Source organism: Pseudomonas sp. FBF18 (assembly GCF_024261405.1).
Classification (GTDB): Bacteria; Pseudomonadota; Gammaproteobacteria; order Pseudomonadales; family Pseudomonadaceae; genus Aquipseudomonas; species Aquipseudomonas palmensis.
In genome coordinates this window covers 1-24754 of the sequence record NZ_QKRS01000004.1, presented here as the reverse complement: position 1 = coordinate 24754, position 24754 = coordinate 1, and the positions used below count along the sequence as shown (strand labels likewise).

At 66.3% G+C, this 24754-nt stretch carries 23 protein-coding genes; 10 read left to right on the top strand and 13 right to left on the bottom strand.

All coding sequences use genetic code 11. The features are described from left to right. Nucleotides 1–15: 15 nt before the first annotated feature. The 5 genes from DN387_RS08150 to DN387_RS08130 form a co-directional block, all read right to left on the bottom strand. Nucleotides 16–987, bottom strand: a complete 972-nt coding sequence (locus DN387_RS08150) for a PDR/VanB family oxidoreductase (RefSeq protein WP_054914401.1) — start codon at nucleotides 985–987, stop codon at nucleotides 16–18. Nucleotides 988–1010: 23 nt separating this feature from the next. After that, entirely contained in the window at nucleotides 1011–2459 is a 1449-nt protein-coding gene (locus DN387_RS08145; protein WP_043863953.1) for an NAD-dependent succinate-semialdehyde dehydrogenase, read from the bottom strand. Between the two features lie 45 nt (nucleotides 2460–2504). Further along, entirely contained in the window at nucleotides 2505–3626 is a 1122-nt protein-coding gene (locus DN387_RS08140; RefSeq protein ID WP_043863952.1) for an aromatic ring-hydroxylating dioxygenase subunit alpha, read from the bottom strand. Between the two features lie 153 nt (nucleotides 3627–3779). Further along, a complete protein-coding gene (locus DN387_RS08135; protein ID WP_043863951.1) occupies nucleotides 3780–5402 on the bottom strand; it encodes a BCCT family transporter in 1623 nt (540 codons plus the stop codon). Nucleotides 5403–5597: 195 nt separating this feature from the next. Next, on the bottom strand, nucleotides 5598–6689 hold the full coding sequence (locus DN387_RS08130) for a tartrate dehydrogenase (RefSeq protein ID WP_043863950.1): 1092 nt from the start codon (nucleotides 6687–6689) through the stop codon (nucleotides 5598–5600). A gap of 99 nt (nucleotides 6690–6788) precedes the next feature. Here DN387_RS08130 and DN387_RS08125 point away from each other — a divergent pair, with 99 nt between their 5' ends. After that, nucleotides 6789–7706: a LysR substrate-binding domain-containing protein gene (locus DN387_RS08125; protein ID WP_054914402.1), complete on the top strand. Its 918-nt coding sequence runs from the start codon at nucleotides 6789–6791 to the stop codon at nucleotides 7704–7706. Here DN387_RS08125 and DN387_RS08120 read toward each other — a convergent pair. After that, nucleotides 7703–8002, bottom strand: coding sequence for an RcnB family protein (locus DN387_RS08120; protein ID WP_043863948.1), 300 nt, complete (start codon nucleotides 8000–8002; stop codon nucleotides 7703–7705). The two genes, DN387_RS08125 and DN387_RS08120, sit on opposite strands and share 4 nt — an antisense overlap. Before the next feature lie 288 nt (nucleotides 8003–8290). Between DN387_RS08120 and DN387_RS08115 the strand changes: the two genes are divergently transcribed. Beyond that, nucleotides 8291–9043 carry an outer membrane beta-barrel protein gene (locus DN387_RS08115; protein ID WP_043863947.1) on the top strand — a complete coding sequence of 251 codons (753 nt, stop codon included), beginning with the start codon at nucleotides 8291–8293 and terminating at the stop codon, nucleotides 9041–9043. A gap of 3 nt (nucleotides 9044–9046) precedes the next feature. On the opposite strand, the gene DN387_RS08110 is transcribed toward DN387_RS08115, so the two are convergent. Further along, nucleotides 9047–9613 carry a GNAT family N-acetyltransferase gene (locus DN387_RS08110; RefSeq protein ID WP_043863946.1) on the bottom strand — a complete coding sequence of 189 codons (567 nt, stop codon included), beginning with the start codon at nucleotides 9611–9613 and terminating at the stop codon, nucleotides 9047–9049. Between the two features lie 131 nt (nucleotides 9614–9744). Here DN387_RS08110 and DN387_RS08105 point away from each other — a divergent pair, with 131 nt between their 5' ends. Beyond that, nucleotides 9745–10281 carry a hypothetical protein gene (locus DN387_RS08105; RefSeq protein WP_043860251.1) on the top strand — a complete coding sequence of 179 codons (537 nt, stop codon included), beginning with the start codon at nucleotides 9745–9747 and terminating at the stop codon, nucleotides 10279–10281. A 58-nt stretch (nucleotides 10282–10339) separates the two neighbouring features. After that, complete coding sequence (locus tag DN387_RS08100) at nucleotides 10340–10816, top strand: GNAT family N-acetyltransferase (protein WP_054914403.1); 477 nt, start codon at nucleotides 10340–10342, stop codon at nucleotides 10814–10816. Between the two features lie 19 nt (nucleotides 10817–10835). Here the strand turns inward: DN387_RS08100 and DN387_RS08095 are convergent, their stop codons facing one another. The 3 genes from DN387_RS08095 to DN387_RS08085 all read right to left on the bottom strand — a co-directional run bounded on the left by DN387_RS08095 (nucleotide 10836) and on the right by DN387_RS08085 (nucleotide 13650). Further along, nucleotides 10836–11180: a carboxymuconolactone decarboxylase family protein gene (locus tag DN387_RS08095; protein ID WP_043860249.1), complete on the bottom strand. Its 345-nt coding sequence runs from the start codon at nucleotides 11178–11180 to the stop codon at nucleotides 10836–10838. A 183-nt stretch (nucleotides 11181–11363) separates the two neighbouring features. Next, a complete protein-coding gene (gene lpxO / locus DN387_RS08090; RefSeq protein WP_054914404.1) occupies nucleotides 11364–12263 on the bottom strand; it encodes a lipid A hydroxylase LpxO in 900 nt (299 codons plus the stop codon). A gap of 136 nt (nucleotides 12264–12399) precedes the next feature. After that, a complete protein-coding gene (locus DN387_RS08085) occupies nucleotides 12400–13650 on the bottom strand; it encodes a DUF1835 domain-containing protein (protein ID WP_054914405.1) in 1251 nt (416 codons plus the stop codon). Between the two features lie 258 nt (nucleotides 13651–13908). Here DN387_RS08085 and DN387_RS08080 point away from each other — a divergent pair, with 258 nt between their 5' ends. From DN387_RS08080 to mnmH, 6 genes are all read left to right on the top strand, one after another. Beyond that, the gene (locus DN387_RS08080; RefSeq protein WP_043860246.1) at nucleotides 13909–14352 is read left to right on the top strand and encodes a bifunctional diaminohydroxyphosphoribosylaminopyrimidine deaminase/5-amino-6-(5-phosphoribosylamino)uracil reductase RibD; all 444 of its coding nucleotides are present in this window, start codon (nucleotides 13909–13911) and stop codon (nucleotides 14350–14352) included. 123 nt (nucleotides 14353–14475) lie between these two features. Further along, the gene (locus DN387_RS08075; protein ID WP_043860245.1) at nucleotides 14476–15114 is read left to right on the top strand and encodes a TetR/AcrR family transcriptional regulator; all 639 of its coding nucleotides are present in this window, start codon (nucleotides 14476–14478) and stop codon (nucleotides 15112–15114) included. A 141-nt stretch (nucleotides 15115–15255) separates the two neighbouring features. Beyond that, the gene (locus DN387_RS08070; RefSeq protein WP_054914406.1) at nucleotides 15256–17196 is read left to right on the top strand and encodes a methyl-accepting chemotaxis protein; all 1941 of its coding nucleotides are present in this window, start codon (nucleotides 15256–15258) and stop codon (nucleotides 17194–17196) included. Nucleotides 17197–17385: 189 nt separating this feature from the next. Further along, nucleotides 17386–19014, top strand: a complete 1629-nt coding sequence (locus DN387_RS08065) for a methyl-accepting chemotaxis protein (protein WP_054914407.1) — start codon at nucleotides 17386–17388, stop codon at nucleotides 19012–19014. A gap of 73 nt (nucleotides 19015–19087) precedes the next feature. Further along, complete coding sequence (gene selD / locus DN387_RS08060; RefSeq protein ID WP_043860242.1) at nucleotides 19088–20122, top strand: selenide, water dikinase SelD; 1035 nt, start codon at nucleotides 19088–19090, stop codon at nucleotides 20120–20122. Beyond that, a complete protein-coding gene (gene mnmH / locus DN387_RS08055) occupies nucleotides 20122–21219 on the top strand; it encodes a tRNA 2-selenouridine(34) synthase MnmH (protein ID WP_054914408.1) in 1098 nt (365 codons plus the stop codon). The genes selD and mnmH overlap by 1 nt, the downstream gene beginning before the upstream one ends. A 39-nt stretch (nucleotides 21220–21258) precedes the next feature. Here the strand turns inward: mnmH and DN387_RS08050 are convergent, their stop codons facing one another. The 3 genes from DN387_RS08050 to DN387_RS08040 form a co-directional block, all read right to left on the bottom strand. Further along, nucleotides 21259–22311 carry a permease gene (locus DN387_RS08050; protein WP_054914409.1) on the bottom strand — a complete coding sequence of 351 codons (1053 nt, stop codon included), beginning with the start codon at nucleotides 22309–22311 and terminating at the stop codon, nucleotides 21259–21261. Between the two features lie 57 nt (nucleotides 22312–22368). Then, nucleotides 22369–23448: a lipocalin-like domain-containing protein gene (locus DN387_RS08045; protein ID WP_054914410.1), complete on the bottom strand. Its 1080-nt coding sequence runs from the start codon at nucleotides 23446–23448 to the stop codon at nucleotides 22369–22371. Continuing rightward, nucleotides 23438–24754: ABC transporter permease (locus DN387_RS08040; RefSeq protein WP_254506045.1), on the bottom strand; the 1317-nt coding region annotated here is incomplete at its 5' end. The genes DN387_RS08045 and DN387_RS08040, both read right to left, overlap by 11 nt.

Here is a 24754-nt window from a genome sequence, read left to right as displayed (position 1 = left end):
GACCCGCGATTCGATCTACAGGTCCAGCACCAGCCGGGCCGTGCGCGCCCGCGACACGCACAGCATCATGCTCTGCTGCGAAGCCTTCTCTTCATCGCTCAGGTACTGGTCGAAATGCTCGGCCTCACCCTCCAGAATCATGGTCTCGCAGGTGCCGCACACACCCTCGCGGCACAGGCATTCCACCTTGGCCGCCTTGGATTTCTCGATGGCCTGCAAGATGGTCATGCCTTCCTCCACCTGCAACTCCTGCCCCGAGCGCGCCAGCACCACGGTAAACGCCGCACCGGTCACCGGCGCCGCGGCAAACTGCTCCCAGTGCACGCGCTGCTCGGCAATGCCCAGCGACGCTGCGGTGGCGATCACCGCATCGATCAGCGGCTTGGGCCCGCACACATACACATGCGCCGCGTCATCCAGGCCCGCAAACAGCGCGGCCAGGTCCAGCTTGCGCTCCAGGCTGTCGATGTAGAACTGCGTGTTGGCCGCATGCGGCCCGCTGCTCAGTTCGGCCTGGAACGCGCCATGCTCGGGGCTGCGAAAGGCATAGTGCAGCTCGTAGGCGGTGCTGCCGGCCTCCAGCTCATGCAACTGCGCCAGAAACGGCGTGATGCCGATGCCGCCGGCGATCAGTACGTGCCGGCCCGCGCTCGGGTCCAGTGCGAACAGGTTGTTGGGGCTGGAGATGGTCAGCACGCTGCCCACCTCGACCTGCTGGTGCATGAACGCCGAGCCACCCTTGGACTGCTCTTCAAGGCGCACGCCGATCTGGTAGCTACGGGTGTCGCGCGGGTCGCTCATCAGCGAATAGGCGTTGCTGAACTGGCGCCCGTCGGCGCCCTGCATCTGCACGATCACGTGGCTGCCACCGGTAAATGCCGGCATCGGCGCGCCGTCCTCACGGGCCAGGGTGAAGCGCTTGATCAGCGGCGTCGCCTGCTCGACGGCGGTTACCTGCACACTGAACATCTCGTATTTGTTGGCCATGATTCACCTCGACTGCCACTGGCTCACACGGCCAGGCACAGGTACTTGATTTGCAGATAGTCTTCGATGCCGTAGCGCGAGCCTTCGCGGCCCAGGCCCGACTGCTTCACGCCGCCAAACGGCGCCACTTCATTGGAGATCAGCCCGGTATTGATACCGACCATGCCGTACTCCAGTGCCTCGGCCACCTTGAACACCCGGGCGATGTCGCGGCTGTAGAAGTACGCCGCCAGGCCGTACAGGGTGTCGTTGGCCTGGGCAATCACCTCTTCGTCGCTGCGAAAGCGCACGATGGCCGCCACCGGGCCGAAGATCTCGTCCTGCAGCAGCTGGGTGCCCGGTGCAATGTTGGCCAGCACCGTGGGTGCGAAGAAGTTGCCACCCAGCGCATGCGCTTCGCCGCCCAGCAGCAGGTCGGCGCCCTTGGCCACGGCGTCGTCGATCAGGCTGCGCACCTTGGCCACGGCCTTGTCGCTGATCAGCGGGCCGACCTGGCTCGCGGCGCTGGTGCCGTGGCCCACGCCCAGGGCGCGCACGCGCTCCACGAAGCGTTCGGTGAACTGCGCATACACGCTGTCATGCACGTAGAAACGGTTGACGCATACGCAGGTCTGGCCGGCGTTGCGGTACTTGGCTGCCAGCGCGCCTTCGACGGCGGCGTCGATGTCGGCATCGTCGAACACGATGAACGGCGCGTTGCCGCCCAGTTCCAGCGACACCTTCTTGATGCTCTGGGCACACTGGCCCATCAGCAGCCGGCCGATCGGGGTGGAGCCGGTAAAGCTCAGCTTGCGCACGGCCGGGTGCCCGGTGAACTGGGCGCCAATGGCCACCGCATCACCGGTGACCACGCTGAACACCCCGGCCGGGATGCCTGCACGTTCGGCCAGCTCCACCAGAGCCAGGGCGCAGAAGGGGGTTTCGTTGGCCGGCTTGACCACGATGGTGCAGCCGGCGGCCAGGGCCGGGGCCACCTTGCGCGTGATCATCGCCGCCGGGAAGTTCCACGGGGTGATGGCGGTGCACACGCCGATGCCCTGCTTGATCACCAGCAGGCGCTTGTCGTTGGAAGGGCTGGGGATGACATCGCCGTAGACGCGCTTGCCTTCCTCGGCAAACCATTCGATGAACGAGGCCGCGTAGCGGATCTCGCCCAGTGCCTCGTGCAGTGGCTTGCCCTGCTCGAAGGTCATCAGCCGGGCCAGGTCGTCTTCGTGTTGCAGCAGCAGTTCGAACCAGCGGCGCAGCACCTGCGCGCGGTCCTTGGCGGTGCGCTCGCGCCAGCCTTGCAGCGCGGCCTCGGCGGCTTCGATGGCGCGTACCGTCTCGGCGCCGCCCATCAGCGGCACGCTGCCCAGGCGCTCGCCGTTGGCCGGGTCGCAGACCTCGACCTGACGACCGTCGTCGGCATCGCACCAGTGGCCGTTGATGTACGCCTGTTGGCGCAGCAGTGTGGGATCGTTGAGTTTCACGCAAGGCACTCCATGCCGCCCCCGGCGTACCGGGGGCGGGCGTTGTCAGTCGTTGAGGTGGGCGACGGCGATCAGGTTGTGGAAGTGGGCGATGCCGTGCTCGCTCATGCCGCTGCGCTCACGGTCGGCCATGATCCGGCCCTGGCCACGGTAGCCGCGGGACTTGAGGCCCTTCTGCACGCTCTCGACCAAGCGCAGGTCCTCGGGGCGGAACACCTCGCGGTACCAGTCGATGAGTTTCTGCTGCTCTTCGGTAATGTCCTTGTTCAGGAAGTACACGTCGTAGTGCTGCAGGGTGGTTTCGGCGTCGACCGGGAACTCGTAGATCACGGTCATGAAGTTCGCGCCTGGCGGCACGTTGAACATGGTGCACGGCCATGCCCAGAAGCCGGCGAAGGAGGGGTCCTTGACGCTTTCGTCGAACTTGAACGACTGCTCCGACGGCTTGGCCAGGCCATATTGCAGGGTCCAGTTGCCGTAGGTGGTGTGGCTGTACTGGCCGACGTCCACCGAGTCGGAGAAGCCCGGGTGCGCCGGGGCGCAGTGGTAGCACTCCAGGTAGTTGTCGACGATGGACTTCCAGTTGGCCGGGGTATCGCTGACGAAACGTGCTGCCAGGTGCAGGTCGTCGATCACCGCGCAGGCCTGGCGCATGCGTGCCTGCAGGCCGGGCAGCTGGTCTTCGACGCTGCCGGCGTCCATGTCCATGTTGATGAAGATGAAGCCTGCGTACTCTTCCACGCGCAGCTGCACCAGGGTGGAGTTCTGCTTGTCGAAGTTGACCACGTTCTCGCAGTTGCGTGCGTGGGCCAGTTCGCCGTCGAGCTTGAAGGTCCATGCGTGGTACGGGCAGGTGATCACGTTCTTGGCCTTGCCGCTGCCGCTGAGCAACTGGTGGCCACGGTGCGGGCACACGTTGTAGAAGGCGCGCAGCACGCTGTCGCGACCACGCACCACGATGATGCTCTCGCCGATGATCTCGCGGGTGATGTAGGCGTTGTTCTCGGCCACTTCGCTGCGATGACCCACGCAGATCCAGCTGCGCGCGAAGATGTTCTCTTTCTCGTGCTCGAACACCGCAGGCTGGGTGTAGAACTTGGCCGGAATGGTGAAGGCCTCGTCTGCGCTGGCGCAGAAATCGGCGGGCAGGCGTTTGAAGTCGTTCATTGCTATCTCCTCACGGGGGCGTCCAGCCAGGCCGGCGCACCGTTGTTCAATTGGCTTTTACTTATTGGTTTACGTGTATCTATTGGTTAACAGAACAGGCAAAAAAAAGGACCGTCAGGCCTGCATCCGTGCAGGTGGGTCGGGGTCAGCGACTCAGCGGGCCGTCGCGGTTACCGGGGCCGCTGCGGGTTGTTCAACGGGTTCAGGCTGTTCGGGCTGCTCGCCGGCCAGGCGCGCGGCCTCTTCCTCGATGCGGTGGGCCGGCACGTGGCCGTAGTCCTGCAGCATCCACTTGAAGAAGCCGTAGATCTTGATCAGCAGGATCACCATGAACGGGATCGCGGTCAGCACCACGGCGGTCTTCATGGTCGACAGCGACGCCTTGGCGAACAGCATGGCCAGCGGTACCAGGGTCAGCACCACGCACCAGAACAGACGGTGGGTGGGGGTGGGGTCGTCGCCTTCGCGCAGGTTGCGGGTACTGGTGGCCGCCACGGCATAGGCGGCAGCGTCCATGTGCGAGGCGCAGAACACCGCCATGATGAACAGGTACACGCCCAGGAACACCTTGCCCATCGGCAGTGCTGTCAGCAGGGCACTGACCGCCGATTCGCCGCCTTGCTCGCTGAGGATCTTCGGTACGTCGATGGCGCCGTTGATGAACTGGTGCATGCTGTAGCTTTCCAGCGCGCCAAAGAAGAACCAGCAGCCCACGCTGCCACCGGCGAGCAGGGCGAACACCACTTCCTTGAGCTGGCGCCCACGGGACACACGGGTCACGAACATGGCCACGCCCGGGGCATAGGACACCCACCACAGCCAGTAGAACACCGTCCAGTTGCGGGTGAACGCGCCGTCGCCGGCCGGGTCGGTGAACAGGCTCATGCGCACATAGTTCTGCACCATCAGGCCGATGGAGTTGGCGGTGTTGTTGATGGTGAACTGGGTCGGGCCCACCAGCAGCACCACGCCGGCGAACACCAGCGCGCCGATGCACACCATCTTGCTCAGGCGCTGCAGGCCGCCATCGATGCCGATGTAGGAACTGAGCGAGAACAGGATGGCCACTGCACCGATCACCATCAGTTGCACGGTGAAGGTGTCGGGGGTACCGGCCAGGTCATGCAGGCCGCGGGTCAGGGTCGAGGCGGTGAGCGCCAGCGACACGGTCAGCGCGCCCATCATGGTCAGCAGGAAGATCAGGTCCACGGTGCGACCGATCGGGCCGGTGGCCTTGAAGCCGGTCACCGCCTCGACGATCGAGGCCAGGTTCAGGCCGCTCTTCTTGCGCACGTGGAAGTGATAGGCCATGGCCAGCGAGGCCAGGGCATAGATCGACCAGGCGCTGATGCCCCAGTGGAAGAACGAGTAGCTGACGCTGTATTCCAGCGCCTGGCTCGATTGTGCGGCAATGTTCAGACCAGGGGTCTGGTAGTAGTAGGCCCATTCCATCACGCCCCAGTACAGGGTCGAGGACCCCATGCCGGCACAGATGAACATGAACACCCAGGTGGGGGTGGAGTACTCGGGCTTGCCGCTGCCGAAGCGGATGTTGCCGTACTTGCTGAACGCCAGATACAGCACGGCCAGCGAACTGCCGAATACCAGCACCTGGACACTGGTGCCGAAGGTACGGGTGGCAATCTCGAACAACTGGTTGGCGGCCTGTTCGGCCTGGGAGGGAAACACGGCGAGGCCGATCACGGTGAGCAGCACGGCAATCAGGCTCACGGTAATCAGGAACACATCTATCTGTTTTTTATTCTTGTGCGACATCATCGTCTCCTGGACGTTGGCGTTCTTATCTGTACCCGGCAGGCAATCCGGGGGGTAGTGCGGTAAAGCGTCCTCCTTCTGTTAACTATAAGTTAACATCTATCTTTTGGTTAACAGATTCTGCCTAGAATCTTGTGGGCTCGCAAGAGGTGACGGGCCGGATTGTCTGGCAATTCAGACAACCGGCCCGTTGTTTCACCCTTCGATCAGCGCGGTGATGGCCTGGCCGACCTGTTGGGTGGACTTCTGCCCGCCCATGTCGCGGGTGGTGTCGCCGGCGGCGATCACGCGCTCGATGGCGCCAAGGATGTCGTCGTGGGCGGCGCGGTAGCGCGGGTCGGCGCCGTCATTGCCGAGGAACTCCAGCATCAGCGCCCCGGACCAGATCATCGCGATCGGGTTGGCGATGTTCTGGCCGAAGATATCCGGCGCCGAGCCGTGGACCGGTTCGAACAGCGACGGGAACCTGCGCTCGGGGTTGAGGTTGGCCGACGGTGCGATGCCGATGGTGCCGGCGCAGGCCGGGCCCAGGTCGGAGAGGATGTCGCCGAACAGGTTGGAAGCCACCACCACGTCGAAGCGGTCCGGCTGCAGCACGAAGCGTGCGCAGAGGATGTCGATGTGCTGCTTGTCCCAGCTGATCTCGGGGTAGTTGGCGGCCATCGCGGCGGTGCGCTCGTCCCAGTACGGCATGCTCACGGCCATGCCGTTGGACTTGGTGGCCGAGGTCACGTGCTTGCGCTCGCGGGTCTGCGCCACGTCGAAGGCATACTTGAGAATGCGGTCGACGCCGCGGCGGGTGAACACCGACTCCTGCAGCACGAACTCGTTTTCGGTGCCTTCGAACATGCGACCGCCCAGCGAGGAGTATTCGCCCTCGGTATTCTCGCGGATCACCACGAAGTCGATGTCGCCCGGCTCGCGACCGGCCAGCGGGCAGGGTACGCCGGGGAACAGGCGCACCGGACGGATGTTCACGTACTGGTCGAAGTCGCGGCGGAACTTGAGCAGCGAGCCCCACAGCGAGATGTGGTCCGGCACCTTGTCGGGCCAGCCGACCGCACCGAAGTACAGCGCATCGAAGCCCTTGAGCTGCTCGAACCAGTCATCGGGCATCATCTTGCCGTGGGCCAGGTAATAGTCGCAGCTGGCCCACTCGAAGAATTCGAACTGGATGTCCAGGCCGTGCTTGCGCGCGGCGGCTTCGACCACGCGGATGCCCTCGGGCAGCACTTCGTTTCCGATACCGTCGCCGGGAATGGCGGCAATCTTGAAGGTCTTGGTCATGGCGGCTCACTCGTTGTTGTTTGGGAACAGGTGAGCGCATGCTATAAGTCATCGGGTCAGAGATAATCTCGCCCAACATGAATTCTTTGTGCACATATCGTGAATAGTCTGCCCAACCTCGAAGACCTCAACATTTTTGTCCAGGTGGCCAAGCGCGCCAGCTTTGCCGCGGTGGCCGAGCAACTGGGCATGTCGGCCGCGTTCATCAGCAAGCGTGTGCGCCTGCTCGAGCAGCAGATGGGCGTGCGCCTGCTGCACCGCACCACGCGGCGGGTGTCGCTGAGCGAGGAGGGCGAGCGGGTCTACCAGTGGGCCTTGCAGATCTTCGAGACGGTGCAGCGCATGGGCGACGACATCAGCACCCAGCACCGCGTGCCGGTGGGCCAGTTGCGTATCGCCAGCAGCCTGGGCCTGGGCCGGCGCTTCGTGGCGCCGGCGCTGTCGGAGCTGGCCGAGCGCTACCCGCAGCTGGATATCCGCCTGGACGTGCACGACCGCCTGGTGGACCTGATCGAGGAGGGGGTGGACCTGGATATCCGCGTGGGCAACGTGATTGCCCCGCACCTGATCGCCAAGCCGCTGGCCCACAACCGGCGCGTGCTGTGCGCCGCACCGGGCTACCTGCAACGGCGCGGCACGCCGCGCCAGCTGGCCGAGTTGAGCAGCCATGACTGTTTGGTGATCAAGGAGCGTGACCACCCGTTCGGCGTCTGGCAACTACAGGGGCCGCAGGGCGAGCAGAGCGTGCGGGTGACCGGCGGGCTGTCGACCAACCACGGCGAGGTGGCGCACCAATGGTGCCTGGACGGTCGGGGGATACTGCTGCGTTCGTATTGGGATGTGCACGACAGCCTGGCCGATGGCCGGCTGGTGCCGGTGCTGGAGGACTATCACCAGGCGGCGGACATCTGGGCGGTATACACCTCGCCCCTGGCCAGCTCGGCGAAAGTACGCGTGGCGGTCGAGTTCCTGCGCCAGTACTTCGCCGAGCGCTACAGCCTGCCGGTGCTGGGTTAGCCCTTGGCGGGCACGATCTTCTTGATGGTGCCGTTGGTGATTTCGATCAGCACGTAGTTGTCCTGGATCTTGACCCACTGGCTGTCTTCGTCGGGCTGGCTCAGGCCCTTTTCCTTCCAGCCGCGCAGGGCCATGTCGTCGCGCTTGTAGAGGTCGGGGGCCTTGTCGTGCACCTTCAGCTCGCGGGTCGGGGACTCGGGGGCGACCACGCTGGGCTCGGCGGCCTGGGCCGGGAGCTGGACCAGCGCGACACTGCCGAGCAGGGCAAGGGTGGTGAACAGTTTGCGTGCAGTCATGCGGTACTCCTGATGGCTGGGGCTTGAAGAATCGGACTGCGCGCTGCTGCAAACATTCAATCGGCTGTATATCTGCGGCGTTGCCTTCGCTGGCAATGCCAGCTCCCACAGGGTTTTGTGAACGCCTGAGAACCCGGTAGGAGCCGGCATTGCCGGCGAACAAGGCGACACGGTTTCTGTGACACAACCCGCACCCCAGAGCCTTCGTCTGAACTTTTTGAAACGCCCGGGGTTCGAAAGGTCGCATTCGACCCCGAGTGCCTTTCACATAAATGGAGACTGAAAGTGATGTCCAAGCGATTCGGCAACCTGCTGCTCAAGACCTCGGCCCTGGCGGTACTGGCCGCCCCCCTGAGTGCGCTGGCCGCAGCCCCCACCGACCCGATTGCAACCTTTGGTGTTCTCGGCGCCTACAACAAGTTCAAGCTCGAAGGCGGCAGCGAGTCCGATACCGACCGCATGGGTGAAGGCGGCCTGTTCTTCAACTTCGGCAACAAGCTCACCGCTGAATCCGGCTTCATCTACCAGGCCGGTGTCGATCTCAAGTACGGCGACCACAACGACACCAAGCTCAAGGAAGGCCAGGCCGACGTGGACCTGGGCTGGCGCGCCGCGATCGATGCGCGCAACTCGGTCGACCTGATCGTGGGCGGCGGCTACAACTGGTCGCGCTACGAGCTGGAATCCAACGGCTACGACATGAAGCTGACCGGTCGCACCCCCTTCGCCAAGGCCGCGCTGGGCTACAACCACCAGTTCGACGACATGACCCTGCGCCTGGAAGCCGGTGCACGCCGTTCGCTGGACAGCAAGGCCAAGCTGCATGTCGAAGACGTGGGCAACGACACCGTCGACCTCAAGGACCGTACCAACCCCTATGCCGAAGTCAGCCTGCTGATGAACCAGAAGGGCTCGATGCCGGTGATGGCCGGCCTGTACTACACCCGCACCGAGTACAAGCTGGACGAAGACTCGGAAGTGGCCGACAACATCAAGCTCAAGCGTGACGAGTTCGGCATCAAGGTCGGCCTTGCGTTCTAAGGGCTAGCGCCCGCGCTTGCGCGACACCACCGCCTCGATGTTCTTGCGCCCGATCAGCCTTGGCTGTTCGGGCGCAGTCATTTCACCCAGCCACTTGTACATCACCAGGCAGTCGACCAGGCCCAGGCGGGCATGCTGGTAGGCCCTGGGCAGGCGCCCGACGGTCTCGAAGCCCAGCGCGTGCCACAGCGCCACGGCCACCTCGTTGCTGGCCACCACCGAGTTGAACTGCATGGCCAGGAAGCCCTCGTTGCGTGCCAGGCGCTGGGAGTGCTCGCACATCAGCCGCGCCACGCCGCGCCCGCGGGCGGCCTCGGCGACCATGTAGCCGCAGTTGCTCACATGGCTGCCGGGGCCTGCGGCATTGGCCTTGAGGTAGTACGCGCCCAGCAACTGGCCCTCGTCCTCGACCACCAGCGTGTGCAGCGGCACCTCAAGCCACAGGTGCCGGGCCTGCTCCAGGCTCAGGTTCGGGTCGTAGGCGTAGGTCTCCCGCGCCGCGATCACGGCCTGGAAGGTGGGCCAGAAGCGGTCGAAATCGGCGGCGGTCATCGGGCGGATCTGCAGCATGGGAATCCTTGGCGGGCGAAGGGGGCGGGTGGGGCGCCATTCTAAGGGATTGCGCCCCGACCGGCGCAATCAACTGAACGCTGGCGCCGGGGTGGGCTCCAAATTCGACCACTGGTTGCGGATACCCAGACATGTCGAAAATCATCACCCAGCCCTTGCCCGTGCAATCGAGCGACGAAGACGACCCGTTGCTGTTCGGCTCGCCCAAGGAGCGCCTGGACTTCTACCGGCGCGAGATCCAGTACGAAACCAGCCTGCTGTCCAACCGGACCAACGCCTACCTCACGGCGCAGTCGTTCCTGGTGATCGCCTTTGCCTCGTCGATGGCCAACCTCAACCCCGAATGGGGCAAGCTGTTCACCCTGGTGGTGCCGTGCCTGATGGCGCTGCTTGGCATCGTCAGTTCGCTCAACGCCTGGCCGGGCATACGGGCCGCCTACCTGATCATCGATCACTGGCACTTCAAGCAGAGCAACCTGCTGCACAGCAAGCCGGCCATGGGCCTGGCCTACGACGAATCGCCGCTGTTCAACGAGCTGGAATCGAGCCACAAGGGCTTTTGCAAGTCGCTGCTGTTCTCCATGCGCACGCCCTGGCTGTTCATCGGCTTCTGGCTGCTGCTGGGCAGCTTCTGCCTGTACATCCAGTTCACCAACCCGGGTGGTTGAGGCCACCGTGCAGGCCGGCTAGAGTGGCGGCTCATGCATTCACAGGGGAAGGGAACCCATGGAGTCGATCACCTTGCGCGCGGCCCGGGCCGGCGATGGGGCAGCGGTATTTGCGGTGACGCACCAGTCGATCACGCAATTGGCGGGTGGGCGCTATTCGCACGAGCAGTTGCGCGGCTGGATGGGCCAGCGAACCCATGAGGATTACGAGCGTTCCATTGCCAAGGGCTCGATGGTGGTGGCATGTCAGGGTGAGACGGTGGTCGGTTTTGTCGACGCTGAACCTGGCGAAGTCACGCGCCTGTTCGTGCTGCAGCAGGCGGCCGGCCAGCAACTGGGCAGCCGCCTGCTGGAGGCGGGCCTGGCCAAGGCCCGGGCGCCGGGCGTGGAGGTGATCAAGGTCGAGTCCACGCTCAATGCCGAGGGCTTCTATCAGCGTCACGGGTTTGTCGCCAAGGGGCGCGACTTCTTCTCCCACGGGGTGGGCGGCGACCCGATCGAGGTGGTGCTGATGGAGCGGCCTGCGCAGCCCTGAGCGCAGGCCCCGGGCCGGGTTACTGCCCGGCCTTGCCCACCGCATCCAGTGCGCGCGCCGAGTACACCAGGGCGGCACCGGCGTTCATCGCCACGGCCACGCCCAGGGCCTCGGCGATTTCCTCACGGGTGGCGCCTTGCTTGACCGCCTGCGCCGAGTGCACGGCAATGCAGCCGTCGCAGCGGGTGGTCACCGCCACGGCCAGGGAGATCAGCTCGCGGGTCTTTGCGTCCAGGTGGTTGGTCTTGGCCCCGGCGCCGCTGGCGGTCATGTAGCCGTCGACCGTGCCGGGCGAGAGTTGCTTGAGGTCGCCGATACCGGCCATCAGCTGTTTGCGGTAGCCATCCCAGTCCATCATGCTCATCGTCTTCACCTTTTTGTGTTGCGACAAAATGAACAGTGAAGCTAGTTTTTTCGGCACTGGGGCGCCGTTGGTCGATGGTCGGGGTGGGGGCGTACTTTGGTAGGGGCCGTTTTGCCGCAAGGCCGGCCCCCACAGGCTCACGCGCCGCCTGCAGGAGCCGGCCTTGCCGGCGAAAGGGCCACCTCAGATATAGATGAACACCAGCAGCAACAGCGCCACCACCGCCCACTTCTCCAGGTAGTAGCGCAGCCGGTTGCGCTTCTTCAGCGCCTTGCCGCGCTCGCGGATCTTGTAGATGCGCGTGAACAGCCGGTTGATCCCGCCGGTCTTGTCGCCCGCATCGTTCGGCGCCGCAGCGGCGGCCATCACCTTGCGGCTGAACCAGCGGTTGAACGCCGTCGCCCAGCGGTACTTCAGCGGTCGCTCCACATCACAGAACAGGATGATGCGGTTGTGCTCGGTGTGGTTGGCCGCGTAGTGGATGTAGGTTTCGTCGAACATCACCGCCTCGCCGTCGCGCCAGTGGTAGTTCTCGCCGTCGACGCAGATATAGCAGGCCTCGTCGTTGGGCGTGTCCAGCCCCAGGTGGTAGCGGTAGGAGCCGGCATACGGGTCACGATGGCGCACAAGTTTGGAGCCCGGCGGCAGGGTGGCGAACATCGCCGCCTTGACCGTGCCGATGCCCTGCAGCAGTTCGGTGGTGCGTGGGCACAGCTTCATGGCCGACGGGTGGCTTTCGCCGTACCACTTCAGGTAGAAGCGCTTCCAGCCGCTCTTGAAGAACGAGTTGAAGCCGACGTCGTCATGGCTCTGCGAACTCTTGATTTCGCCCACGTGCAGCAGTTGCTGGGCTTCGGCACGAATTTCCTGCCAGTTGTCCTGCAGCGGCTTGAGCTCGGGGAAGGCCTCCACCGGCAGGTAGGGCTTGGCCGGCAGCCGGGAGAACAGGTAGAGAAACACGTTGATCGGGGCCAGGAAGCTGGAGTGATCGCCCAGCTGGCGGGTGAACTTGTGCCGCACGCGCCCGCGCAGGTGCACGTAGGCGATGGAGAAGACAAACAGTAGAACGAGAAAGATTTTCATGGTCGATTAACAGGTCGATGTGGCTATGCGCCATGGCATGAGCAGGCCAGCATAAACAATCAACCGCGTGCTTTGTACATATTGTTACGTTTTGGGGTGCCGACCTTTGGCTAGGTCGGCGGTCGTTCGGCAGGCATCAGGACGGTTGGTGGCGCCACACCGGCTGGCCATGGGCATCCAGTGCCCAGTGCGCCAGCCCGGCCTGCAGGCGTACACCGCCTACCCAGCGTTCGGGGGCCGCCTGGTCCAGCCAGTAGGCGTCACCTGCCAGTACCCGCTGGCCCAGGGCCGTGAGGGTCAGGCTGCGTTGCGGCCAGGGCAGGTGAACGTCCGCTTCGAACAGCAACGGCGTGGGCGCATCGATCAGCGGGCGCATCAGCGCATGGAACATCTGGTCGCCCAGGTACGGCAGTGGCTCGCGCCTGCCCATGAGCTCTGCGAACACCCGGCCGAACGCCAGGCTGCCGGCCTCGGCGACGATGCCCAGGGCCAGGCGCTCGGTCAGCGACAGGCCGTCGGCCAGCCCCGGCAGTTCCTGCAACTGGCGCAGCAATGCCGGCGCCAGCAAGGGCAGTGCCGGGCTTGGCGCATGGGCCAGCTGCGCCCAGGCCAGTGGCGAGGGCGCGCAGTACGCCGCCCAGGCACGTCGGGCCAGCGCCAGCGCTGCCTCGTCCAGGCGTCGACGCTGGGGCCACAGCCAGGCCAGCAGGTCCGGCGCGAGCTGGCCGATGCCGATGAAACGCTGCACCCCCGGCACCTGGCTGATCTCGATCAGTTCCAGGCACTCGGGCAACTGCTCGATGCCCGCCAGCACGCGGATCAGGAACAGCTGGTCATAGGCATCCGCCTCGCACCACAGCACGGCGTGCGGGCACCCGTCGAGCTGCGCCAGGGCGGCGTACTCCTCGGCACTGCGCCGCGCCACGTCGGCTTCTGGCATGCCGAACACGCGGCTGATGTAGTCGTTGCGCAGGGCGAGCAACGGTTGCGCCGGCAGTGCCGGTACCGGGCCCATGCACAGCGGGTCGATGAAGGTATGGAAGGCCCCCTTGAAACCGGCCAGGCGCAGGGTATGGGCGATGTCGTTGCCGCACCGCCAATGCACGCTGCGGGCTTCGTCGTCGGCTTCGAAGCCGGGGTTGCGTGCGGCAAAGTCGATGGCGTCGACATGCGCCTTGAGCCTTGGCCAGCTGGCAAAGCCCAGCTCCTGCGCGATCAGCCACTGCGCATCGGCCAGGCGTGGGGCGCGGCTGTGGGGCAGGGGCTTGAAGTGCGCCGGCGCAGTGCCGGCCAGCAGGTGCCTGAGCAGGGTCTTGGCGCGTTTGCGCTGGTGTTCGAGGTTGATTCTGCCGTCATGGCAGATGTGCGGGGGCAGGGCGGCGAGCATACGATCTCCTGGGTCGGGCCTTGTCCGCTTGCAGGCCGGGAGTCGTATCGACGAATGAGGTTGTTCTGTACCGGGGCGTGGCCCTTTGCGCGGACGGCAGGCGCGGAGAACGCCAGGGCGTGACTATAGCGAAGCCCGCCGGCAGCGACAACGGGCAACCGGCATGAGCGCACGATGCGGGAGAAATCGTGCCCTCGCCGTGCAGCAGGAGTACCCTGTCGCCTTCGCTCATTCTGGAACCCACTGGGCAAGGACCTTATGCCGATACTCCCTTCCAACAGCGATTTCATGCAACTGGCCCTGATCGAGGGGCGCCGTGCCTTGCCGGCGTGCCGGCCCAACCCGCCGGTGGGCTGCGTGATGGTCCGCGATCACCAGGTGATCAGCCAGGGCCACACCCAACCGCCGGGGCAGCCCCATGCCGAGGCCATGGCGTTGGCGAAATTGCCGGAAGGGGGCCGGGGTGTGACAGCGTATGTGACCCTGGAGCCCTGTTCGTTCCAGGGGCGCACCCCGTCGTGTGCCCTGGCGTTGATCGACAAGGGGGTGGAGCGGGTGTTCGTCGGCATGCTCGACCCGGACCCGCGCAATGCCGGGGCCGGGGTTCGCCTGTTGCGCCAGGCCGGTGTCGAGGTGATCGTCGGGCTGCTGGCCGAAGAGGTCTCCAGGGACCTGCGCACCTACCTGCTGGCCGAGGCCTGAGGCGCCCCACCCACTCCAGCCGCCGGCCTTGCCGGCGAAGGCGCGCCCGCAACCTGGCATGCATAGCCTCATCGCTATGTATTTTTGTATATTGCGAGGGTCTTTCCCCGAAGTGCCATCGCCATGTCCAGCATTCGTCAACGCAACCAGCAGCTGATTCTCGAGGCCGCCAGCGAGGAATTCGCCAGCAAGGGCTACAACGCCGCCCAGACCCGCGACATCGCGGCCCGCGCCGGCGTGCCCAAGGCCAACCTGTACTACTACTTCCAGACCAAGGAAAACCTCTACACCCGGGTGCTGATGGCCTTTCTGGAACCCTTGCTCGCGGCCTCCGCCGTGCTGCGCGCCAGCGATGACCCGCAGGTGGCGCTGCCGGCCTACATCCAGGCGCGCATCCGCATCGTGCGTGACCACCCGTACACCTCCAACGTGTTCAGCAGCGAGCTGCTGCACGGGGCCAAGCAACTGCCCGGGGTGTGCCGCGACCTGCTGCGCGCCGAGGCGCAGCTCAACGTGCACTGCCTGAACAGCTGGATCAAACGCGGCCTGATCGCCCCGGTCGACCCGCAACACCTGATGCTGTTCATCTGGTCGGCCACCCGCACCTACACCAATTTCGGCTGGCGCATGGCCCAGCTCACGGGCGTGCATGCGCCCCAGGGCGACGACTACGCGCTGGCGGCCGCCACCATCACCCGCCTGGTGCTGCAGGGCGCCACGCCTGGCATGCCGGCGCCGCGCCCCATGCGGCCGACCAACTAGAAACAATCCTGCTTTTTTTTGTACACGAAACTGTATTAAAGATTTTCACCTCCCCAGCCGAAACAGCGGTGATAGCAAATTGCCAGAACTCACGCTGCACGGGTGACTGGCGCCTCATGCCCGGGGAGGGCGAAGCGCGCGATGAATATAAAAAACAAGCTGGTCCTTGCGTTTGTACTGGTGGCTTTCATCCCGGTGACGGTGGTCGCGGTGGTCAGCGTGATGAATATCCGCACCCAGGCGGTTGAGCAGTTCATCGATGGCAGCACCCGGGAAATACGCCAGATCGACGGCAACATGCGCCAGTTCTTCGACGGGATGCAGCAGAACGTCGATCAGATGTCGGCCGATCCTGTATACAGCGCTGTGCAGACGCTCAAGGACTACCGCGCTGCCGACGCCGCCAGCCAGCCCCTGCCAGCGCCGGCCCAGGGGGTGATCGATGCCTTTGCACGCTTTGGCGCCACCCACCCGGCGGCGGCCATCCTGTCCATCGGCCTGGAAGACGGCACCTACGCCAAGTGGCCGGATGACCCGCAACTGGCCAACTACGACCCGCGCCAGCGCCCCTGGTACAAGGCCGCGATGGCCAGCCCCGGCAAGACCGTGCGCACCCCCGCCTACTACTACGACAAGGACGACGTGGCCCTGGTGGGCACCGCCCGGGCCATGCTCGACGGCGCCGGCAAGCCCCGCGGCGTGTTCGTGGTCAGCGTCTCGCTGAAGAACCTCACCGAACTGGTCAAGAGCATCAAGCTGGGTCAAAGCGGCTACGTGATGCTGATCGAGGACGGTGTGGTGCTGGTCGACCCGCACGACGACGGGCACAGCTTCAAGCCGCTCAAGGACCTGGGCGAGCCCTACGCCAGGCTCGCGGCCACCGAACAGGGGGCTGCCGACGTCGAGATCGACGGGGTTCGCTACATGGCCAACGTATGGACCTCCCCAGGCCTGGGCTGGCGCTTCGTGGGCCTGATCGAGCAGCGCGAAGTGATGGGCGCCGCCACGCGCATGACCTACCTGGCCGGGATCATCGTGGTGGTGCTGGCGATCTTCTTCGCGCTGATCGGCGCCGCGTTCGCCCGGGTGATCGTCAAGCCCATCGGCCAGGTCAGCACGGGCCTGCAGTCGATCGCCGAGGGCGAGGGCGACCTGCGCCGCGACCTGGTTGTGCAGGGCAGGGACGAAACCGCCGAGCTGGCCGGCTGGTTCAACCGGTTTCTGGCGGCCATCCGCCAGTTGATCCAGCGCATCGGCGCAGCCTCCACCAACCTGCACGACGCCTCGCAGGTCAACAGCGAGGTGGCCACCAACATGAACCAGGCGGCCGGGCGCCAGCGTGAAGCGGTGGAGCTGGTTTCCACCGCATTCAACGAAATGGTCGCCACCGCCAACGAGGTGGCCCGCTCGTGCAGCAACGCCGCCGATTCCGCCGAAAGCGGGCATCGCCGGGTGGCCGAAGGCAAGCAGCAGATCGAGCTGACCACCGAGAACGTCAACCGCCTGGGCAACCGCCTGAGCGAGTCGTCCCAGGCCATGGTCGAGCTGGAGGAGGGCAGCCGCAGCATCAACCAGATCCTGGGCACCATTCGCGCCATCGCCGAGCAGACCAACCTGCTGGCGCTCAATGCCGCCATCGAGGCCGCCCGCGCCGGCGACCAGGGCCGCGGCTTTGCCGTGGTGGCGGACGAGGTGCGCGCGCTGGCCAAGCGCACCGCCGACTCCACCGGCGAAATCGACCAGTTGCTCGGTACCCTCGCCAGCAAGACCCAGGAGGTATCGCAGAAGATGCAAAGCTGCCAGGACCTGTCCCGGGCCAGTGTCACCTCCATCGAAAGCGCGCGCGACAGCTTCGAGGGCATCCAGCTGTCGGTCAACGAGATCCGCGACCAGAACCTGCAGATCTCGGCCGCCGCCGAGGAGCAGCACAGCGTGGCCGAGGAGATCAACCGGCATATCCAGCAGATCTACGACGAAGCGCGCCTGGTCGAAAGCCTGGCCAGCTCGGCGCAGGAGGACTCCGGACGGCTGTCCACGCTGTCGGCCGAATTGAACGCACTGGTGGGCCGCTTCAAGTCCTGACCACCGACAACGTTACAATTAATGTCAATGTGATATCATGGCTTCACTGCCGCCGAGTGATCCCGCCGGCAGTGGAGCAAGCACTCATAAAGAACACTGCCCTCCCGCTTCACCGCCTTGCCTGCAGAACCTGACCGCGCCGCCTGTCCCGGCGCGGGTTGTACTTTTGCAGCCACAAGGAACACCCCCATGCTTCTGCGCTCCCTCAACATTTCCCTGCGCGCCGGCCTCAGCTTCGCGCTGATTGCCCTGCTGGCGATGGCCCTTGGCGGCCTGTCGCTGCTGGAAATGCGTCGAATGAACGAACAGTCCAACCAGGTCGACCAGAACTGGCTGCCCTCGATTGTCGCGGCCAATGGCGTAGCGCTGACCAGCACCCAGATCCGCACCCTGACCCTGCGCCTGCTGGTACTGCGCGACGGCGACGACCTGCAGGACCTGATCACGCGTCTGCACCAGCTCGAAGCGCAGCTGGACACCCAGGAGGCGACCTATGCCGGGCTGATCACCCTGGCGCAGGAACAGGCCGCGTTCGCCCGCTACCAGCAGGCCAAGACGCGCTACCTTGCCGATCAGCACAAGGTCGTCCAATTACTGCAGCAGGGGCGCAAGGACGACGCCATCGCGCTGGTGGACGCCGGCCCGTACCTGACCAATGCCGACGGCATGCTCACCGACCTGCTCGAAATCATTGCGCTCAACGACAAGGGCGGGGAGCAGGCGGCCCGACGCAGCACCGAGGTATTCCATGGCGCCATCAGCCTGGTGCTGGCGATTCTGGCCGTGGTGCTGGCTTTGACCGTGGCGCTGGCAGTGCTGCTCACGCGCAGCATCGTGCGCCCGCTGGGCGAAGCCGTGGGCATTGCCCAGACCATCGCCGGTGGCGACCTGTGCGACGAGATCAGCATCAGCGGCAAGGATGAGCCGGCGCGTCTGCTGCTGGCGCTGCGCGACATGCAGGGCAGCCTGCGCGGCACGCTGCAGAAAATCGCCAGTTCCTCCAGCCAGCTGGCCTCGGCCGCCGAAGAGCTGCAGGCTGCCACCGACGACTCCAATCGCGCGCTGCAGCAGCAGAACGACGAAGTGGAGCAGGCGGCCACGGCGGTGAACGAGATGACGGCGGCCGTGGAGGAGGTGGCCCGCAACGCCGTGAGCACCTCCGAGGCTTCGCGCCAGACCGACGAGACCGCCCACCACGGCCGCGAGCAGGTGCAGCGCACCGTCGACTCCATCGGCCAGCTTACCGACGACGTGACCCACACCTGCGAGCAGGTCGAGCACCTGGCGGGCGATGTACGCAACATCGGCCAGGTGCTGGAAGTGATCCGCGCGATTGCCGAACAGACCAACCTGCTGGCCCTCAACGCCGCCATCGAGGCGGCCCGGGCCGGGGATGCCGGGCGGGGCTTCGCCGTGGTGGCCGACGAGGTTCGGGCGCTGGCGCACCGCACCCAGCAGTCCACCCAGGAGATCGAGACCATGATCGGGACCATCGAGCAGGGCACCGGCACGGCGGTCACGGCAATGCGCAACAGCAACCAGCGCGCCCACGCCACCCTGGAAGTGGCGCAGCTGTGCGGTCACGCCCTGGACGAGATCACCCAGGCCATCACCGGCATCAACGAGCGCAACCTGGTGATCGCCAGCGCCAGTGAGGAGCAGGCCCAGGTGGCCCGCGAGGTGGACCGCAACCTGGTCAACATCCGTGACCTGTCGATCCAGACCGCGGCCGGTGCACGCCAGAGCAATGCCGCCAGCCAGGCGCTGGCAGGCCTTGCGGTCGACCTCAACCTGCTGGTGACCCAGTTCAAGGTCTAGAAGTAGCCACCATCACGTAGCGCCCCCGGGTCCCCTGCCTTAGACTCAGGGGCTTGAACCCGGGGGACAACCGATGAACGAACCAGTACGCCTTACCCAGTACAGCCACGGCGCCGGCTGTGGCTGCAAGATTTCACCCAAGGTGCTCGAGGTGATCCTCGCCGGCAGCGGCGCGCAGAACCTCGACCCGCGCCTGTGGGTGGGCAACGCCTCGCGCGACGACGCGGCGGTGTATGCCATCGATGACGAGCGCGGCGTGGTCTCGACCACCGACTTCTTCATGCCCATCGTCGACGACCCCTTCGATTTCGGCCGCATTGCGGCCACCAACGCCATCAGCGACATCTACGCCATGGGCGGCGACCCGCTGATGGCCATCGCCATCCTGGGCTGGCCAGTCAACGTGCTGGCCCCGGAGATCGCCCGCGAGGTGATCCGCGGCGGGCGCGCGGTGTGCGATGCGGCCGGCATTCCCCTGGCCGGCGGGCATTCCATCGACGCCCCCGAGCCGATCTTCGGCCTGGCGGTCACCGGCATCGTCGACAAGCGCCACATCAAGCGCAACGACACCGCCACCGTCGGCTGCCAGCTGTACCTGACCAAGCCGCTGGGCATCGGCGTGCTCACCACGGCGGAGAAGAAGGGCCTGCTGCGCGCCGAAGACGTGGGCCTGGCGCGTGACCAGATGTGCACCCTCAACCGTATCGGCAGCCAGATCGCGCGCCTGGAGGGGGTCAAGGCCATGACCGACGTCACCGGCTTCGGCCTGCTCGGGCACCTGGTGGAAATGGCCGATGGCAGCGGCGTGACCGCGCGCCTGGAAGCGGCGCAGGTACCGCGCCTGGCCAGTGTCGAGCACTACATCGAGCAGGGTTGCGTACCCGGTGGCACGCTGCGCAACTTCGACAGCTATGGCGAGCGCATCGGCCCGTTGAGCGAGGCGCACAAGCTGCTGTTGTGCGACCCGCAGACCAGTGGCGGGCTGCTGGTGGCGGTGGCGCCCGAAGGGCAGGCGGCGTTTCTCGAGCTGACGCAGGCACAGGGCCTGGCGCTGACGCCGATCGGCACGCTGGTGGCGCGCGGCACCCATGCGGTCGAGGTGTGTTGATGCACGACGACTGCACCGACTACCGTTCGATCTTTCTCGACGATGTGCCCCTGATGGATGTGCGCGCACCGGTCGAGTTCGACAAGGGCGCGTTCACCCACGCCAGCAATCTGCCGTTGATGAACGACGACGAGCGCCAGCAGGTGGGCACCTGCTACAAGCAGCATGGCCAGCAGGCGGCAATGGTGCTCGGGCACCAGCTGGTGTCCGGGGCGCTGCGCCAGGCCCGTATCCAGGCCTGGGCGCAGTTCGCCCGGGCCAACCCCGATGGCCTGCTGTACTGCTTTCGCGGTGGCCTGCGTTCGCAGATCACCCAGCAGTGGCTGCGCGATGAGGCCGGTATCCGCTACCGGCGCGTAGGCGGGGGCTACAAGGCCTTGCGCACGTTTCTGCTGGAGGTTGGCGACCAGGCCGTGGCGCAGTGCGATTTCGTGCTGCTGGGCGGCATGACCGGCACCGGCAAGACCGAGGCGCTGGCGCAGCTGGACAATGCGCTGGACCTGGAGCGGCACGCCAACCACCGTGGCTCCAGCTTCGGCCGGCATGCCACTGCGCAGCCGGCGCAGATCGGTTTTGAAAACACCCTGGCGGTGGACCTGCTGAAAAAGCGCAACGCCGGCATCGAGCAGTTCGTGCTCGAGGACGAGGGGCGCATGATCGGCAGCCGCGCGGTGCCGCTGGGCCTGTACCGGCGCATGCAGCAGGCGCCGCTGGTGTGGCTCGAAGACAGCCTGGAATGCCGCGTGCAACGAATCCTGCAGGACTATGTGATCGACCTGTGCGCCGAGTTCGTGCTGGCCCACGGGCCGGAGCAGGGCTTCGAGCACTTTGCCGGGCGGCTGCGCGAGAGCCTGTCGGGCATTGTCCGGCGCCTGGGTGGCGAGCGTTACCAGCGCCTGGCGGCGGCGATGGACGCGGCGTTGCAGGTGCAGCGTGCGAGCGGCGCGGTGGAGCTGCACCGTGCGTGGATCGAGGGCCTGCTGAGCGAGTACTACGACCCGATGTACGCCTACCAGCGCGATGCCAAGGCGGCTCGCATCGAGTTCGCCGGCGATCGGGCCGCGGTGCTGGCCTACCTGCGCGAAAGGCGGCTGTAGGCACCTGTGCCGGTGCTGTGGGGGCGGTACACGCCGGCCCTAGAGCACCAGCAGCGCAACCAGCCCGCTGAGCACCCCCACCAGCATCGTCAGCAGCGCAACCCACACCAGTACCCGCGTATCGAAGGAGGTGCGCAGCATCAGCAGTGACGGCAGGCTCACGCTGGGCAAGGTCATCAGCAATGCCACCGCCGGCGCGGTGCCCAGCCCCAGGGCCATCAGCGTCTGCACGATCGGGATTTCCGCCGCCGTCGGGATCACGAACAGCGTGCCGACCACCGCCAGCGGTACCAGCCACACCAGCCCTGAACCCATGCCGCCCTCGACATGCGGAAACAGCCACACCCGCGCCGCGCCCAGTACCAGCACGGCCAGCACATAGATCGGGATGGTGGTCCAGAACAGCTGCCACAGGGTTTTCATCCAGCGTGCCAGCAGGCTGCCGGGCACCGGGGTACTGGCCACATTGGCCGCGTCCACCGCGGGTTCGGGCAGTACGTCCGGGCGCGAGATGCGCTGGGCGAACAGCGACACCCCCACCACCAGCACCACACCCGCCACCAGGCGCAGGGCACTGAACTCCCAGCCCAGCACGAAGCCCATGAACACCAGCGTGGCCGGGTTGAGCACCGGGTTGGCGATCCAGAACGCCAGCGCCGCGCCTACCGACACATTCTGCCGACGCAGCCCGGCAGCCACCGGTGCCGCGCAGCAACTGCACATCATGCCCGGCAGGGCGAACAGGCCGCCACGCAGGGTCGAGCCCAGCCCGGCCTTGCCGAACAGGCGCAGCAGCCAGTCCCGCGGTATCAGCACCTGAACCAGCGAGCCGAGGATCACCGCCAGCAGCGCCGCCTTCCAGATGGCCAGGAAGTACACCTGGGCATACGCCAGCGCTGCCGTCAGCGGTGCGTACTGGTGATCGTCCAGGATCGAGGCGCCGATGCTGTGGCTGTCGGCGGCAACAAACGACTTGGCGTAGTAGGGCGACCATTTCACGTAGTACAGGCCGATGGCGGCCACCAGCAGGAACGCCAGCGGTTTGCACCACTGCGTCCAGCCACGGGGGGCGGAAGTAGACAGGCCAGGCATGGTGCAACTCCAGGCAAGGGGGCGTTCAGGCAAGAATAGCCGCTGCGTCGGTGGCGCTCAGCGCGAATAGCCGGTCATTTCCAGGTAGCCACGCCCGGCCGTGCTGCCCTGTACCTTCACCGGGCCTTCCCAGTAGGGAAAGCGGGTGCCCATCCAGGCCTGCGGCACCAGGGCGTCGACCTCGATGTCCAGCTGCCGGTCGGGCACCTGCACCCGCCAGCGCGTGGGCACCTGCGGGCCGTCGACCAGTTGGGTGCGGGCCAGCGGCTCAAGCACGATCTGCGCACCGTTGAGCGCGGTGCTGCTGCCGTCGGCGGCAATCCAGGTGCCTGCCCGGTACGGTTGTGCATCGGCCTGACGGACCTGGAACAGCATCAGCCGCGTGCCGTTGTCCAGGTGCAGCGAAAACCAGTCCCAACCGTGCTGGTCGGGGGCCAGCGGCTGGCTGCTCCATTCGCGGTCGAGCCAGGCGTTGCCGGTCACCTCGACGCGCCGGCCCTCGTGCTGTACTTCACCGCGCACGGCATAGAACGGCTGGCTGTAGTAATACGACGCCTGGCCCTGGCCGGACTTCTCGCTGTAGCCCTGATCGCCCTGCAGCACCAGGGGCTGCTGGCTGCTCAGTTGCAGGTCGTAGCTGAAGCCGTTGCCGCCTGCGCGCATCTGCAACTGCTCGATGCCTTGGCCGCCCACCGCCTGCAGCGACCAGTCGTCGATCCAGGCCTTGAACGGTTGCGCCTGCACGTCCGCCTGGCCGACACCGCCACGCGCCAGCGTTTCACTGAACTGATGGCCAAACGGCCCGCTCAACGCCGCGTGCCCCAGCCATACGGCGGGGCTGGCCCAGCCCGGCTGTTCGGCGCCGGGGCGCAGCGCCGAACGGAACAGCGTCCATTGCGCACCCCAGTCGCGGCCCTGTGCATCGCGCAGGTTGGCGGTCACGTACCACCATTCGATGCGATACCCCGCATGGGCGCCGTGGTCACGCGGGAACTGCAACGGTTGGCCGCGCACCACCGGGGCAAAGGCTGCAGCGTCCTGGCCCAGGCCGGCAAAACCGGCGGGTGGCGGTGGCGAGGGGTCGCAGGCGCCCAGCAGCAGGCACAGCAGCAGGACGCCCCACTGTCTAGGTTCCATCGGCATAGTGCCTCAGCAGTTCGGCGGGCTGGCGGCGGGCCAGTTGCCACAGGGGGCCGGCGGCGGCGAGCAGGGCGGTGAACAGGCCCAGCAGCGCCAGTTGCAGCAGCTGGCCAGGGAACACCTGCAACGGCAGGCGCCAGCCGAACGCCTGCACGTTGACCACCGCCACCAGGCACCAGGCCAGCAGCAGGCCCAGGGGAATTGCCAGCAGCACGGTCAGGCTGGCCAGCAGCAGCGTCTGCCCCAGCGACAGCCAGGCCAGGTGCTGGCGCCTGACGCCCAGTGCCCATAGCGGCGCCAACTGGCCGAGCCGGCTCTGGCCCAGGGTCAAAAGGCTGATCAACAGGGCCACGCCGGCCACGCCCAGGGTCAGGCTGTTGAGTGCGGCGGTGGCGGCGAAGGTGCGCTCGAACACCTCCACCGACCAGCGCCTGAGGGTGCGCTGGTCCACGAGCCGGGTGCCGTCCAGCGCATAGCGTTGCTGCAGCGCGGCCTTGAGCGTCGCCACCTGCTCGCCCGCCACGCGCAGGTTGAGGGTGTTGAGCGTGGCCTCGGGCCAGGTGCGCCGCAGCCAGTCGGCGTTCACCAGCACCTGCCCGCGCGGGTTGCCGTAGTCGGCGTATACGGCCACCACGTCAAGGGGCGCAGCGCCGGGCAAGCTCAGGCGATCGCCCAGGTCCAGCGCCAGGCGCCGTGCCAACTGTTCGCTGAGCATCGCCCCGGCGCCGCTGGCCAACTGGCGCCACGCCTCGCTGCGCTGTTCGAGCAGCGGCCAGTGCTGCGCGTAGGCCGGGTGGTCGATCACCCCCTGCACCTGCACCGGGGCGCCGCCTACGCGCACTTCGGTGCGCCACTGCGCGAGCACGGCGCGCACCCCTGGCTGGGTGGGTAGCCAGGCCGCGATGGCCAGGCCCTGGGCGGTGTCATGCGGGGTCACGTACAGCTCGGCCGACAGCCGTTGATCGAGCCAGCCCAGAAAGGTCTGGCGGAACCCGGACGTCATGCTGCCCACCCCGACGCTGGCGGCCAGCGCCAGCAGCAACGCCATCAGCGCCAGTGCCAGGGCCGGCAGTTGCTGGCGGCTGTCGGCCACGAACCACTGCGCCAGCGGCCGGTGGCACAGCCGCTGCAACAGCGCCAGGGCGCCATCGAGCAGCAGCGGCAGCATCAGCGCGGCGCCCAGCAGCAAGGCGGCCAGCAGGGTGAAGGCCGCCGGCAGGCTCGCGCCCCAGCGCCAGCACCCCAGGGCCACGGCCAGCAGCAGTAGCGCCAGCAGTGCCTGGCGTCGCAGCCAGCGCACCTG

What these genes read in the sequence shown, in the direction of transcription:
- DN387_RS08150 (WP_054914401.1), bottom strand. Translation starts at nt 987, where the DNA reads ATGGCCAACAAATACGAGATGTTCAGTGTGCAGGTAACCGCCGTCGAG.
- DN387_RS08140 (WP_043863952.1), bottom strand. Translation starts at nt 3,626, where the DNA reads ATGAACGACTTCAAACGCCTGCCCGCCGATTTCTGCGCCAGCGCAGAC.
- DN387_RS08135 (WP_043863951.1), bottom strand. Translation starts at nt 5,402, where the DNA reads ATGTCGCACAAGAATAAAAAACAGATAGATGTGTTCCTGATTACCGTG.
- DN387_RS08130 (WP_043863950.1), bottom strand. Translation starts at nt 6,689, where the DNA reads ATGACCAAGACCTTCAAGATTGCCGCCATTCCCGGCGACGGTATCGGA.
- DN387_RS08120 (WP_043863948.1), bottom strand. Translation starts at nt 8,002, where the DNA reads ATGACTGCACGCAAACTGTTCACCACCCTTGCCCTGCTCGGCAGTGTC.
- DN387_RS08115 (WP_043863947.1), top strand. Translation starts at nt 8,291, where the DNA reads ATGTCCAAGCGATTCGGCAACCTGCTGCTCAAGACCTCGGCCCTGGCG.
- DN387_RS08110 (WP_043863946.1), bottom strand. Translation starts at nt 9,613, where the DNA reads ATGCTGCAGATCCGCCCGATGACCGCCGCCGATTTCGACCGCTTCTGG.
- DN387_RS08105 (WP_043860251.1), top strand. Translation starts at nt 9,745, where the DNA reads ATGTCGAAAATCATCACCCAGCCCTTGCCCGTGCAATCGAGCGACGAA.
- DN387_RS08100 (WP_054914403.1), top strand. Translation starts at nt 10,340, where the DNA reads ATGGAGTCGATCACCTTGCGCGCGGCCCGGGCCGGCGATGGGGCAGCG.
- DN387_RS08095 (WP_043860249.1), bottom strand. Translation starts at nt 11,180, where the DNA reads ATGAGCATGATGGACTGGGATGGCTACCGCAAACAGCTGATGGCCGGT.
- lpxO (WP_054914404.1), bottom strand. Translation starts at nt 12,263, where the DNA reads ATGAAAATCTTTCTCGTTCTACTGTTTGTCTTCTCCATCGCCTACGTG.
- DN387_RS08085 (WP_054914405.1), bottom strand. Translation starts at nt 13,650, where the DNA reads ATGCTCGCCGCCCTGCCCCCGCACATCTGCCATGACGGCAGAATCAAC.
- DN387_RS08080 (WP_043860246.1), top strand. Translation starts at nt 13,909, where the DNA reads ATGCCGATACTCCCTTCCAACAGCGATTTCATGCAACTGGCCCTGATC.
- DN387_RS08075 (WP_043860245.1), top strand. Translation starts at nt 14,476, where the DNA reads ATGTCCAGCATTCGTCAACGCAACCAGCAGCTGATTCTCGAGGCCGCC.
- DN387_RS08070 (WP_054914406.1), top strand. Translation starts at nt 15,256, where the DNA reads ATGAATATAAAAAACAAGCTGGTCCTTGCGTTTGTACTGGTGGCTTTC.
- DN387_RS08065 (WP_054914407.1), top strand. Translation starts at nt 17,386, where the DNA reads ATGCTTCTGCGCTCCCTCAACATTTCCCTGCGCGCCGGCCTCAGCTTC.
- selD (WP_043860242.1), top strand. Translation starts at nt 19,088, where the DNA reads ATGAACGAACCAGTACGCCTTACCCAGTACAGCCACGGCGCCGGCTGT.
- mnmH (WP_054914408.1), top strand. Translation starts at nt 20,122, where the DNA reads ATGCACGACGACTGCACCGACTACCGTTCGATCTTTCTCGACGATGTG.
- DN387_RS08050 (WP_054914409.1), bottom strand. Translation starts at nt 22,311, where the DNA reads ATGCCTGGCCTGTCTACTTCCGCCCCCCGTGGCTGGACGCAGTGGTGC.
- DN387_RS08045 (WP_054914410.1), bottom strand. Translation starts at nt 23,448, where the DNA reads ATGGAACCTAGACAGTGGGGCGTCCTGCTGCTGTGCCTGCTGCTGGGC.